The sequence below is a fragment of the Streptomyces sp. NPDC000594 genome, from assembly GCF_040299965.1.
Taxonomy (GTDB): Bacteria; Actinomycetota; Actinomycetes; order Streptomycetales; family Streptomycetaceae; genus Streptomyces.
In genome coordinates this window covers 128,865-141,294 of sequence record NZ_JBEPCY010000012.1, presented here as the reverse complement: position 1 = coordinate 141,294, position 12,430 = coordinate 128,865, and the positions used below count along the sequence as shown (strand labels likewise).

The window sequence follows — 12,430 nt, the reverse complement described above, 5'->3', positions numbered from 1 at the left end:
GCGCACTACTTATTATTCGGCGCATACTGCTGAAAACTATCGGCCGCTCAGGTTACTGTCAGTTTCGTGTTCGCTGCAGAACGTCGCCAATTGATCCTTGAAATGGTGCGTGCCAACGGAGCCGTGTCACTCCGTGAGCTCGCCCGCGTCGTCCAGACCTCCGAAGTGACCGTACGACGTGATGTGCGGGCGCTGGAGGCCGAAGGACTCCTCGACCGCCGGCACGGCGGTGCGGTCCTGCCGGGCGGGTTCACCCGCGAGTCCGGCTTTCCCCAGAAATCCCTGTCGGCCACCGCGGAGAAGACGGCCATCGCCGATCTCGCCGCCGGGCTTGTCGAAGAGGGCGAGGCCATCGTCGTCGGTGCCGGGACCACCACCCAGGAGCTGGCCAGACGGCTCGCCCGGGTGCCCGGACTGACCGTTGTCACCAACTCCCTGCTCGTCGCGCAGGCGCTCGCCCACGCCAACCGGGTCGAGGTCGTCATGACCGGAGGGACCCTGCGCGGCTCCAACTACGCCCTGGTGGGCAGTGGTGCCGAGCAGTCCCTCCAGGGGCTGCGGGTCTCCCGGGCCTTCCTCTCCGGCAGCGGGCTGACCGCCGAGCGGGGGCTCTCCACCTCCAACATGCTCTCGGCCAGCGTCGACCGGGCGCTGGTGCAGGCGGCGGGGGAGGTCGTGGTCCTCGCCGACCACACCAAGATCGGCGCCGACACCATGTTCCAGACCGTGCCCACGGATGTCATCACCCGGCTGGTGACGGACGAGCCCCCGGCCCATGACGAGCGGGCCGCCACGGAGCTTCAGGCGCTGGCGGACCAGGGGGTGCAGATCACCGTCGCCGGGGCCCCGGCGCCACCGCCCGCGAGCGGGGGTGCCCCGGGGGGCCAGAGCGGCGGGGCCGACCAGGAGAAGGCCCGGCCGCAGCGGCGCGAGGTGCCGCTGCCCGGGCAGCGCCGTACCCGGGGCGGGGCCGGTCCAGGGCCGCAGCGGCTCGGCCCGGCGGGCGGTCTTGAGCCGGGCACCGTGGCGGGGCCGGGCGGCGCGATGGAGCGTACGGCCAGGATGGCGGAGCTGAGGCGCCGCTGAGGCGCCGCCGAGGCGTCGCGAGTGGCCCCGGGCCGCCCGGGGGCGCCGGGACCGCCGGGGGCCGCCGGGGCGGTGGGCCTGCGGGGGCGCGCCCGCCCGCAGGTCCGTGCCGTGTGACCGTGGCGTCCGGGCGGGCCCGCCGTAGGGCTCCACCCGGCCGCCAAGGGCTGGACCCTCCCAGGTCAGAGGGGCGGCGCAGCCGGGGGACAGGGGGCCAGGCCCCGGAGCGTCAGACTCAGCAGACGGTCGGGGAGCCCGGGGTCGTCCGGTGTCTGCTCGGCCGCCAGCGCGATGGCGTTCGTCAGCTGCATCAGATCCCGGATCGACACATCGTCCCGTACCGCCCCCGTCTCCCGTGCCCGGTTCAGCAGCCGCTCCCCGGCCTCGTTCAGCGGCACACAGCACGGGGAGAGCGCCGAACCCGCGTCCTGCGAGGCGGACATGAGCGCCCGCGCGAGCCCTCGGTACTCACTCGCATGGGTGATGAGGGCGCGCAGCCACTCGATGAGCGCCGCACAGGGGCGCTCCGCGTACGCCAGCTCGCGGGAGTGGTCGAGCAGGGTCTCGGCCGCCTCCCGGAAGACCGCGTTCATGATCGCGTGGCGGTTGGGGAAGTGCCGGTAGAGGGTGCCGATGCCGACGCCCGAGCGGCGGGCGATCTCCTCCAGCGAGGCATCGGTGCCCCGCTCGGCGAAGACGGCACGGGCCTCGACGAGCAGCCGTTCGTAGTTGCGGCGGGCGTCCGCCCGCATGGGTCGTGCCGTGCCCGCCGTCGTGGTCGCCATCGCGCGGTCCTCCCTGAGGCTCGCCGGGTCGTCCCGGTTGGAGGACAGGATGCCATCGCGGGGGCGATGGGCCGAGAGAAAGCGGAGGACGGAGAGAGCGGAGGGGGGAGGACGGAAGCGGAGGACGGAGCCCCCCGGTCCGCGCGGGAGGCCGGAGTGCACAACGGCCCGGTGCCCGGGTGAGCCGGGCGGCCGGGCCGCTGTGGGACGGACGGGGGCGGTACGGGGGTCAGTCCTTGATCTCGCAGATGGCCGCGCCGGACGAGATGGAGGCGCCGACCTCGGCGCTCAGACCCTTGACGGTGCCCGCGCGGTGCGCGTTCAGGGGCTGCTCCATCTTCATGGCCTCCAGGACCACGATGAGGTCGCCCTCCTGGACCGCCTGGCCCTCCTCGACGGCGATCTTCACGATCGTGCCCTGCATCGGGGAGGCGAGGGTGTCACCGGAGACGGAGGAGGCGGACTTCTTCGCCGCCCGCCGCTTGGGCCGGGCACCCGCCGCGAGGCCGGTACGGGCCAGGGTCATCCCCAGCGAGGACGGCAGCGACACCTCCAGGCGCTTGCCGCCGACCTCGACCACGACCGTCTCACGGCCCGGCTCGTCCTCGGCCTCGGGCGCCGCGGGCACCGCGAAGGCGGGGATCTCATTGACGAACTCGGTCTCGATCCACCGGGTGTGGACCCGGAAGGGGTCACTGGTGAAGGCCGGGTCCCTGACCACCGCACGGTGGAACGGGATGGCGGTGGCCATGCCCTCCACGGTGAACTCGTCCAGCGCGCGGGCCGCCCGCTGGAGCGCCTGCTCCCGGGTGGCGCCGGTGACGATCAGCTTGGCGAGGAGCGAGTCCCACGCCGGGCCGATCACACTGCCGGACTCCACGCCCGCGTCCAGCCGGACACCGGGGCCGGTGGGCGGGTTGAAGGCGGTGACGGTGCCGGGCGCGGGCAGGAAGTTGCGGCCCGGGTCCTCGCCGTTGATACGGAACTCGAAGGAGTGGCCGCGCAGCGGCGGGTCGTCGTACCCCAGCTCCTCGCCGTCGGCGATCCGGAACATCTCGCGGACGAGGTCGATACCGGACACCTCCTCGGTGACCGGGTGCTCCACCTGGAGACGGGTGTTGACCTCCAGGAAGGAGATGGTGCCGTCGAGCCCGACCAGGAATTCGACCGTACCGGCGCCGACATAGCCGGCCTCCTTGAGGATCGCCTTGGAGGCGCTGTACAGCTCGGCGTTCTGCTTCTCCGAGAGGAAGGGGGCGGGGGCCTCCTCCACCAGCTTCTGGTGACGGCGCTGAAGGGAGCAGTCACGGGTGGAGACCACCACGACATTGCCGTGCCGGTCGGCCAGGCACTGGGTCTCCACATGGCGGGGCTTGTCGAGATAGCGCTCGACGAAGCACTCGCCCCGGCCGAAGGCGGCGACCGCCTCGCGGACGGCGGAGTCGTACAGCTCCGGCACCTCTTCCAGAGTGCGGGCCACCTTGAGTCCCCGGCCGCCACCGCCGAAGGCCGCCTTGATGGCGATCGGCAGACCGTGCTCCTCGGCGAAGGCGACGACCTCGTCCGCCCCGGAGACCGGGTCGGGGGTGCCCGCCACCAGCGGGGCTCCGGCGCGCTGGGCGATATGCCGGGCGGCCACCTTGTCACCGAGGTCGCGGATGGCCGACGGCGGGGGACCGATCCAGGTCAGCCCGGCGTCGATGACCGCCTGCGCGAACTCCGCGTTCTCGGAGAGGAATCCATAACCGGGGTGGATCGCGTCCGCCCCGGAATCCTGGGCGGCCTGGAGCACCTTGGCCATGTCGAGATAACTGGTGGCCGGGGTCTCACCGCCCAGGGCGAACGCCTCGTCTGCCGCGCGGACGTGCAGAGCGTCCCGGTCCGGGTCGGCGTAGACGGCTACGCTCCCGATTCCGGCGTCCCGGCAGGCACGGGCAACGCGTACAGCGATTTCGCCACGGTTGGCGATGAGCACCTTGCGCACGATGGCTCCCTCCATGAAACAAGCTGAGTTTAGGGACTACCGACACGGCCCTTCGACCCGTCCCCATTGGTGAGCTTGCCCACACGGAGCGTGATTCGAGGCTCGCGCAGGTCGCGAAATCCCTTGTCGCACCGAGGCACGACGGGCTTCCTCCTGGCAGCGTAGCCCTCCCGAGCGGTGCGGGTCTCTGTCAGGGAACCCATCTGCCCGACGTGTTTCTTTGTGGAGTGTCTACGAATGCCCCTGGGGTGTTTCCGGCTAGTCACGGCGGTGGCGGCTGGGCCGTCCGGGGGTGTCCGGGCCCCTGTACGGTCCGGTACCGGTCAGTGGTCCGCCCCGGCCCGCCAGGCCCTTACCGGCGGTAAGGGGGTGGGTCCCGCAGCTTCGGAAGAGGGCCGGACCCGGAGGGCGGCCGGACCGGGAAGGCCGTCAGCCCGGAAGGGGGCCGGGCCGGGAAGAGGGCCGGACCCGGAGGGCCGTCAGACCCAGAAGTCCGTCACCGAGCGGCCGTGCTCGGCGAGCAGCCCGCGCAGCAGCGGCAGCGACAGACCGATGACATTGCCGTGGTCCCCGTCGATGCCCTGGACGAACGGACCGGACCGCCCGTCCAGCGAGAACGCGCCCGCGAGCTGGAGCGGTTCACCGGTCGCCACATACGCGGCGATCTCCTGGTCGGTCGGCTCACCGAAGCGGACCGTGGTGGACGCGGTCGCCGAGGCGATCCGCCCGGTGACCGTGTCGGTCACACAGTGACCGGTCTGGAGCACCCCGCTCCGCCCGCGCATCGCCTTCCAGCGGGCGGTCGCCTCCTCGGCGTCCTTGGGCTTGCCGAGCGCGACCCCGTCGAGTTCGAGCACCGAGTCGCAGCCGATGACCAGCGCCCCGGCGGTCTCCGGGCGGGCGGCGACGACGGCCGCCTTCGCCTCGGCCAGGACCAGGGCCAGCTCGGCGGGGGTGGGGGCGCTGAGGGCGTCCTCGTCGACCCCGCTGACGATCACTTCGGGGGCGAAGCCCGCCTCGCGCAGCAGACGCAGCCGGGCGGGGGAGGCGGAGGCGAGGACGAGGCGGGGGGTTCGGGCGGTCATGCCAGCATGGTAGGGCGCGCTCAGCGCAGACCCAGCACGAACATCCCCACCACCATGGCGAGCGCGAGCAGCAGCCCCGCCCGGCGCATCATCGCCTGCGTCTCCCGCAGTTCCTTGGGGGGCTCGTTCTTCGGGTCGGACCACAGCATGTTTCCGATGGTGGCGCCGCCGGGCAGGGTCGCGCCTGAGTACGGGTACTCAAGCCGCGCGGGACCTTGGACACAGTCCGCAGTCCCGCGCAAGACCTATCGCGTGATCCTCCGTCCATCACTGGCGCCGGCACCCCGGGACCGGTGATAGCGCCCGGCGGAGCCCCCCGCCCCGGGTGCCCCTGTGAAGAGACGACCTAGCGCGGCCAGTAGGTCCGGGCCCAGGCCCGGGGCCCCGGGCGGGGGCGGCCGGTCCGGGCGATCCGCGCCGGGTCGGACCACTGCTCCGGTCCCGGAGCGGTGCTCTCGCCCGAGACGCCCGATGCACCCCCGGCGCCCGCAGCACCCACGGCGCCCGCGCCCGCCGAGGCCAGCGCACGCGCCCGTACCACCGCCAGCGCCGCCGCCAGCTCCTCCGGCGTCGGATTGCCCCGTACCACCCTGATCATCGCTTTGTCCTTCCGCTCGCCCCGCCGCACCCCGACAGCCTGGTGGGACCCCTCCGGGGATCCTCTGAGGGGATCCTCCGAGGGGAACCCCGCTCACAGCGGGATATTGCCGTGCTTCCTCGGCGGCAGGCTCTCCCGCTTGGTCCGCAGCTGGCGCAGGCCCCGGACGATCTGCACCCGGGTGTCCGACGGCAGCACCACCCGGTCGATATAGCCGCGCTCGGCCGCCGTGTACGGATTGAGCAGCGCGTCCTCGTACTCCTGGATCAGCTCGGCCCGCCGGGCCTCCTGCTCCTCGGCGTCCCCGGCCTCGGCGATGGTGCGCCGGTGCAGGATGTTGACCGCGCCCTGGGCGCCCATCACCGCGATCTGCGCCGTCGGCCAGGCCAGATTGAGGTCGGCCCCCAGATGCTTGGAGCCCATCACGTCGTACGCGCCCCCGAACGCCTTGCGGACGATGACGGTGATCAGCGGCACCGTCGCCTCCGCGTAGGCGTAGATCAGCTTGGCGCCCCGGCGGATGATCCCCCCGTACTCCTGGTCGACCCCGGGCAGGAAGCCGGGCACATCGACGAAGGTCAGCACCGGGATGTTGAAGGCGTCGCAGGTACGGACGAACCGCGCCGCCTTCTCCGAGGCGTTGATGTCCAGACAGCCCGCGAACTGGAGCGGCTGATTGGCCACCACCCCGACCGGATACCCCTCCACCCGGCCGAAGCCGGTGAGGATGTTCGGCGCGAAGAGCGCCTGGGTCTCCAGGAACTCGCCCTCGTCCAGGATGTGCTCGATCACCGTGTGCATGTCGTACGGCTGGTTCGCACTGTCCGGGACGAGGGTGTCCAGCTCCAGGTCCTCCGCCGTGGTCTCCAGCTCCGCCTCCTCCGGGAAGGCGGGCGGCTCGGAGAGGTTGTTCGACGGCAGATAGGAGAGGAGCGAGATCACATAGTCGATCGCGTCCTTCTCGTCGCCCGCCAGATGGTGGGCCACACCCGAGGTGGTGTTGTGGGTACGGGCCCCGCCCAGCGCCTCGAAGCCGACGTCCTCCCCGGTGACCGTCCTGATCACATCCGGACCGGTGATGAACATATGGGACGTCTGGTCCACCATCACCGTGAAGTCGGTGATCGCGGGGGAGTAGACGGCGCCGCCCGCGCACGGGCCCACCACCAGGGAGATCTGCGGGATCACCCCGGAGGCATGGGTGTTGCGCCGGAAGATCTCGCCGTACATCCCCAGTGCGCTGACCCCCTCCTGGATCCGCGCCCCGCCGGAGTCGTTGATGCCGACCACCGGGCAGCCGGTCTTGAGCGCGAAGTCCATCACCTTGATGATCTTCTGGCCGTAGACCTCGCCGAGCGCGCCGCCGAAGACCGTGAAGTCCTGCGAGAAGACGGCGACCGGACGCCCGTCGACGGTGCCGTACCCGGTGACGACACCGTCCCCGTATGGCCGGGTGCGCTCCAGGCCGAAGCTGGTGGAGCGGTGCCGGACCAGCTCGTCGAACTCGACGAAGGAACCCTCGTCCAGCAGCAGATCGATCCGCTCACGCGCGGTCAGCTTCCCCTTGGCGTGCTGTTTCTCCACCGCGCGCGCGGAGCCGGCGTGGACCGCCTCCTCCCGGCGCCGCCGTAGATCCGCGAGCTTCCCGGCGGTGGTGTGGACATCGATCGGATCCGGGATCGCCGCCGGGACCTCGGCGACGGCGACCTCTTCGCGGACCTTCTCCGGCTCGGACATCGGGATGCGGCTCCCCTGACTGACGGGTCGGCGCGACGGCGGCGGTGCCCCGGCGCGACGGCTGTGCGATGGCTGACGGCGGTACGGGCGGCTCTGCGGACGGGGCTCTACGGACGGCTCCGGGCAATGGGGTCGGCTCCGGTTCTCGGGGACGGCCTCCCACCTGGTACGGGACGGTCGGCCCGGCTGCTCGCGTACCCGCCGCCCTTGCTACCGACTCGTAGCGTATCGGCGCCGATACCTCTCGGCAGTGCGGCGTTTGCCACACCTACCCTGGCTTGCATGACGCCACGGAATACGCCCGGTCACCGCTGGTCCGACCTGGACCGGCCGCCGCTCGCCGCCCCTTCACTGCGCCGTGCCCTGGTCCGGCCCGGCGGGCTGTGGACCTCCCTCGACGTGGTCCCCACCACCGGCTCCACCAACTCCGACCTGGTGCGCCGCACCCCGCTCACCGAAGGGGCGGTGCTGGTCGCCGAGGAGCAGACCGCCGGACGGGGGCGGCTCGACCGCTCCTGGACCGCGCCGCCGCGCTCGGGCCTCTTCTTCTCGGTCGCGCTGCGGCCGGGCCCCGGGGTGCCGGTCGACCGGTGGGGCTGGCTGCCGCTGCTCGCCGGGGTCGCGGTGGCGACCGGGCTGAGCAGGTCCGCCGGGGTCGACATGTCCCTCAAATGGCCCAACGACCTGCTGGTCACCGTCGACGGCGAGGAGCGCAAGACCGGCGGCATCCTCGCGGAACGGGCGGGCGAGGAGATGGTGGTCGTCGGCATCGGCGTCAATGTCTCGCTCCGCGCCGATGAGCTGCCCGTCCCGACGGCGGGTTCGCTCGCCCTCGCGAACGCCGTCTCCACCGACCGCGATCCCCTGCTCCGGTCCGTGCTGCGCTCCCTGGAGGAGTGGTACGGGGAGTGGCGCTCGGCCGGCGGCGACCCGGTCGTCTCCCGGGTGCAGCCGGCGTACGCGGCGGGCTGTTCGACCCTCGGCCGGACCGTGCGGGCGCTGCTCCCCGGGGACCGCTCGCTCACCGGCGAGGCGGTGGCGCTGGACGGCGACGGACGGCTGGTGATCGCCCTCGCGGACGGGGGCCGGGAGGCGGTCGGGGCGGGGGACATCGTCCATCTGCGCCCGGCGGGAGACTGACCGGGCCGGCGGGGCCACTGGGGCGGAAGGTGCCGCCGGGCGGACAGGGCGGACAGGGCGGGCAGGGCGGTCGGGGCCGAAGGGGGACCGGGCCCCGGGGCGGGGTGCACACAGGGGCGCGGGGCCGCACCGAAGGGCGCGTGCGATGTGCGGCAAGGCGCTCACGGCGCGTCCCCCGTCCGCCCGGTGCCTCCCCGGATGAACCTCCCCCGCCGCCGGGACGTGAGCTAGGGCACACCTGTCGTATCGTTGAGGCGGTCGGCGACGGAGAGAGAAACGGCAGGACAGTGGGTAGGGAACGGGCAGGAGGCGGCGGGTGACGGGCGACCGAACCACGTCCGGCGCGGGCGCGTCCGGCGGGTCCGCCCGGTCCGTGCACCCGACGCCCCACCACGACGTCGACCACACGGCCGAGCCCACCGACGATCCCCTCGCCATCCGGCTGGAGCAGCTGATCCTCGGCGCGGAGCGCCGCTACACCCCCTTCCAGGCCGCCCGGACCGCCGGTGTCTCCATGGAGCTGGCCTCCCGCTTCTGGCGGGCCATGGGCTTCGCCGACATCGGTCAGGCCAAGGCGCTCACCGAGGCGGATGTGCTCGCCCTGCGGCGGCTCGCCGGTCTGGTGGAGGCGGGGCTGCTCAGCGAGCCGATGGCGATCCAGGTGGCGCGCTCCACCGGCCAGACCACCGCCCGGCTGGCCGAATGGCAGATCGACTCCTTCCTGGAGGGGCTGACCGAGCCGCCCGAGCCGGGGATGACCCGTACCGAGGTCACCTATCCGCTGATCGAGCTGCTCCTGCCGGAGCTGGAGGAGTTCCTGCGGTACGTCTGGCGCCGCCAGCTCGCCGCCGCGACCGGCCGGGTGGTGCAGGCGGCGGACGACGAGGAGATGGTCGACCGCAGGCTCGCGGTGGGCTTCGCCGACCTGGTCGGCTTCACCCGGCTGACCCGTCGGCTGGAGGAGGAGGAGCTGGGCGAGCTGGTCGAGTCCTTCGAGACCAGCGCCGCCGATCTGGTGGCCGCGCACGGCGGGCGGCTGATCAAGACCCTGGGCGACGAGGTCCTCTACGCGGCGGACGACGCGGGCACCGCCTCCGAGATCGCGCTGCGGCTGATCGACGCGATGAACCAGGACGAGACCATGCCCGCGCTCCGGGTGGGCCTCGCCTTCGGGACGGTCACCACCCGGATGGGCGATGTCTTCGGGACGACGGTGAATCTCGCCAGCCGGCTGACCTCGATAGCCCCGAAGGACGCGGTGCTGGTGGACGGCGCCTTCGCCGAGGAGCTGATCCGTACCGGCGACGCCCCGAAGTCGGAGGCGCAGGCGGCGGAGGACGCGGCGGCGGCGGAGAAGGAGGGCGTGACCCCGCCCGCGTACCGGTTCGCGCTCCAGCCGATGTGGCAGCGGCCCGTGCGCGGCCTCGGCGTGGTCGAGCCCTGGCTGCTCGCCCGCCGTCACTGAGCCCCGTACGCCCGTACGCCCGTACGCCCGTACGCCCGTACGCCCGTACCCGTCTCCGTCCCTCTCCGTTTCTGTTTCCGTTCCTGTTCCTGTTGGTACGTGTGTGTCCCCGCGCCCTTGTCCCGGTACGCCCCGGTGCCCCCTGGCGCCGGTCGCCCGTGCCCGTCGGGACCGCCCGGGGAGGCCTTCGGCGGGGGGCCTATGATCCGGGAGATGGTGAACCGTCGTTAACCGGGAGGGTGTCCCATGTCCGAGTCCGAGCAGCGGTTCGGCGAGTACGTCCTGGTCCGATCCCATGGTCATGTCGCCGAGCTGGTCCTGGACCGGCCGGGGGCGATGAACGCCGTCTCCACCGCCATGGCCCGCTCGATCAGCGCCGCCTGTGATGCCCTCGCCGGGGATCCGGCCGTCCGGGTCGCTGTGCTGACCTCCTCGAACGACCGGGCCTTCTGTGTCGGCGCCGATCTGAAGGAGCGCAACTCCTTCACCGACGAGGAGCTGCGGCGGCAGCGCCCGGTGACCCGGGCCGCCTATACGGGCGTGCTGGAGCTGCCGGTTCCGGCCGTCGCCGGGGTCCATGGCTTCGCGCTGGGCGGTGGGTTCGAGCTGGCGCTGGCGTGCGATGTGATCGTGGGTGACGCCACCACCGTGGTGGGGCTGCCGGAGGTCTCCGTCGGGGTGGTCCCCGGCGGTGGCGGGACCCAGCTGCTGCCCCGCCGGGTGGGCGCGGCCCGCGCCGCCGAGCTGGTCTTCACCGGCCGCAGGGTGGCCGCCAAGGAGGCCCGTGAGCTGGGTCTGGTCGACCAACTCGCGGAGGACGCGCGGACGGAGGCGCTGGCACTCGCCGCCCGGATGGCGGCCAACTCCCCGCTGGGGCTGCGGGCCGCCAAGCGCGCCCTGCGGCTGGGGCAGGGGCTCGATCTGCGCTCGGGTCTGGAGGTGGAGGACGCCGCCTGGCGTTCGGTCGCCTTCTCCGGGGACCGGGCGGAGGGGGTGGCCGCCTTCAACGAGAAGCGCAGGCCGCAGTGGCCCGGTGAGTGAGCCCCCGGAGGCAGGGCCCCCGACCCCCGGCCGGACGGTCCCGCCCCCGGACGGGCGACCTCGCTCTGAGCGGGCGGCCTCGCTCCGGCCGGGAGGCCCCGCGCTGACCGGGCGGGGCAGGGGCACATAACCGTTCACCGATCAAAACGCGCCAATCCTCCCTAAGCTGGTTTGATGGCTGAGGATCGGCGGCTGCGAGCCGTGGTGGCACTGGCGCAGGCGATGGCGGCGGCGCAGACGCCGCGCGAGTTCTGGCGGGCGGCGGCGCTGGGGGCGTGCTCGGCACTGTCGGGTTCCTTTGCCGCGCTCTCCGTGTGGGAGCGCGAGCTGGGCAGGCTCAAGGTGCTGGTCAATGCCGGTGAACGGGCCCCCGGCGAGGAGGAGTTCCCGGAGGCGGAGACCTATCCGGTCAACCGCTTCCCGGAGATCACCGAGTTTCTGCATGAGCGGTGGGCGGGGGGCGGTGAGCCGGACGCCTGGGTGGAGACGGCGGCCCGGTACCCCGGGGACGAGCCGCCGGGTGCCCCCGGGGCCCGGGTGGGGCGGCCGGTGGTGGTGGAGAACCCCGCCCAGGCCGGTTCCGGAACCGGGTCCGGGTCCGGGTCCGCCCTGGGTTCCGGATCCGCCCCCGCTTCCGGGGCCGGTGGTTCCGCCCCCGGTGGCCCCCCGCCCGGCTACCGCCACCCCTCCGCCCCCCGGGACGGCCGGGCCATGGCGCTCCGCCGCCGTGAGCGCGGCTGCTGTGTGGTGGCGCCGATCGTGCTCCACGGCCGGGCCTGGGGCGAGCTGTATGTGGCCCGCCCGCTCGGCGCTCCCCTCTTCGACCGGGACGACACGGATTTCGCGACCGTGCTCGCCTCGGTCGTCGCCTCCGGGATCGCCCAGACCGAGCGTCTGGAGGAGGTACGCCGGCTGGCCTTCACCGACCCCCTCACGGGCCTCGCCAACCGCCGGGCCGTGGACACCCGGCTCGACGAGGCGGTGGAGCGCCATCGCGCCGACGGCTCCGTGGTCAGCCTGGTCGTCTGCGACCTCAACGGCCTCAAGCAGGTGAACGACACCCAGGGCCATGCCGTCGGCGACCGTCTGCTGGAACGGTTCGGCTCGGTCCTCTCGCTCTGCGGGGCGATGCTCCCCGGCGCGCTCGCCGCCCGGCTGGGCGGCGACGAGTTCTGTCTGCTCTCGGTGGGTCCCACCGCCGACGAGGTGGTCCGGGTCGCCGGGGAACTCTGTGACCGGGCCGCCGCGTTGGAACTGGGGGAGGGGGTGGCCTGCGGAGTCGCCTCCACCGGGGACCCGATCGGCCAGATCCGCAGCGCCCGCCGGCTCTTCCGGCTGGCGGACGCCGCCCAGTACCGCGCCAAGGCCGAGCGCTCGCCCGGCCCGGTCGTCGCGGGCCGCGACGGCTCGGTGCTGCGTCTCGCCGACACCCCGCCGTCCCATCCCCACCGTGAGCGCCGCGCCTTCCGGGGCGTCCCGGCGGACGGCACCGACGAGCCCTAGCCGCCC

General features: G+C 73.1%; 11 protein-coding genes. 5 read left to right on the top strand and 6 right to left on the bottom strand.

Going from position 1 to position 12,430, the window contains the following annotated elements; translation table 11 throughout:
• The first annotated feature begins 102 nt into the window (after positions 1-102).
• The gene (locus ABT354_RS18965) at positions 103-1,086 is read left to right on the top strand and encodes a DeoR/GlpR family DNA-binding transcription regulator (protein ID WP_502983451.1); all 984 of its coding nucleotides are present in this window, start codon (positions 103-105) and stop codon (positions 1,084-1,086) included.
• Between the two features lie 182 nt (positions 1,087-1,268).
• On the opposite strand, the gene ABT354_RS18960 is transcribed toward ABT354_RS18965, so the two are convergent.
• From ABT354_RS18960 to ABT354_RS18935, 6 genes are all read right to left on the bottom strand, one after another.
• Positions 1,269-1,871 carry a TetR/AcrR family transcriptional regulator gene (locus ABT354_RS18960; RefSeq protein WP_351495120.1) on the bottom strand — a complete coding sequence of 201 codons (603 nt, stop codon included), beginning with the start codon at positions 1,869-1,871 and terminating at the stop codon, positions 1,269-1,271.
• A 229-nt stretch (positions 1,872-2,100) separates the two neighbouring features.
• Positions 2,101-3,855 (bottom strand): acetyl/propionyl/methylcrotonyl-CoA carboxylase subunit alpha, encoded by a 1,755-nt coding sequence (locus tag ABT354_RS18955; RefSeq protein ID WP_351495118.1) that lies wholly within the window; start codon positions 3,853-3,855, stop codon positions 2,101-2,103.
• A gap of 479 nt (positions 3,856-4,334) precedes the next feature.
• Positions 4,335-4,940 carry a Maf family protein gene (locus ABT354_RS18950; RefSeq protein ID WP_351495116.1) on the bottom strand — a complete coding sequence of 202 codons (606 nt, stop codon included), beginning with the start codon at positions 4,938-4,940 and terminating at the stop codon, positions 4,335-4,337.
• 20 nt (positions 4,941-4,960) lie between these two features.
• On the bottom strand, positions 4,961-5,089 hold the full coding sequence (gene mmpB, locus ABT354_RS18945; protein ID WP_351495114.1) for a morphogenic membrane protein MmpB: 129 nt from the start codon (positions 5,087-5,089) through the stop codon (positions 4,961-4,963).
• Between the two features lie 197 nt (positions 5,090-5,286).
• Positions 5,287-5,538: an acyl-CoA carboxylase epsilon subunit gene (locus tag ABT354_RS18940; RefSeq protein WP_351495112.1), complete on the bottom strand. Its 252-nt coding sequence runs from the start codon at positions 5,536-5,538 to the stop codon at positions 5,287-5,289.
• A gap of 93 nt (positions 5,539-5,631) precedes the next feature.
• Positions 5,632-7,275 carry an acyl-CoA carboxylase subunit beta gene (locus tag ABT354_RS18935; protein ID WP_351495110.1) on the bottom strand — a complete coding sequence of 548 codons (1,644 nt, stop codon included), beginning with the start codon at positions 7,273-7,275 and terminating at the stop codon, positions 5,632-5,634.
• Positions 7,276-7,557: 282 nt separating this feature from the next.
• Between ABT354_RS18935 and ABT354_RS18930 the strand changes: the two genes are divergently transcribed.
• From ABT354_RS18930 to ABT354_RS18915, 4 genes are all read left to right on the top strand, one after another.
• The gene (locus ABT354_RS18930; protein WP_351495108.1) at positions 7,558-8,415 is read left to right on the top strand and encodes a biotin--[acetyl-CoA-carboxylase] ligase; all 858 of its coding nucleotides are present in this window, start codon (positions 7,558-7,560) and stop codon (positions 8,413-8,415) included.
• 316 nt (positions 8,416-8,731) lie between these two features.
• Entirely contained in the window at positions 8,732-9,880 is a 1,149-nt protein-coding gene (locus tag ABT354_RS18925; protein ID WP_351495106.1) for an adenylate/guanylate cyclase domain-containing protein, read from the top strand.
• 246 nt (positions 9,881-10,126) lie between these two features.
• Positions 10,127-10,921: an enoyl-CoA hydratase/isomerase family protein gene (locus ABT354_RS18920; RefSeq protein WP_351495104.1), complete on the top strand. Its 795-nt coding sequence runs from the start codon at positions 10,127-10,129 to the stop codon at positions 10,919-10,921.
• A 174-nt stretch (positions 10,922-11,095) separates the two neighbouring features.
• The gene (locus ABT354_RS18915; protein WP_351495102.1) at positions 11,096-12,424 is read left to right on the top strand and encodes a GGDEF domain-containing protein; all 1,329 of its coding nucleotides are present in this window, start codon (positions 11,096-11,098) and stop codon (positions 12,422-12,424) included.
• The last annotated feature ends 6 nt before the right edge of the window (positions 12,425-12,430 follow it).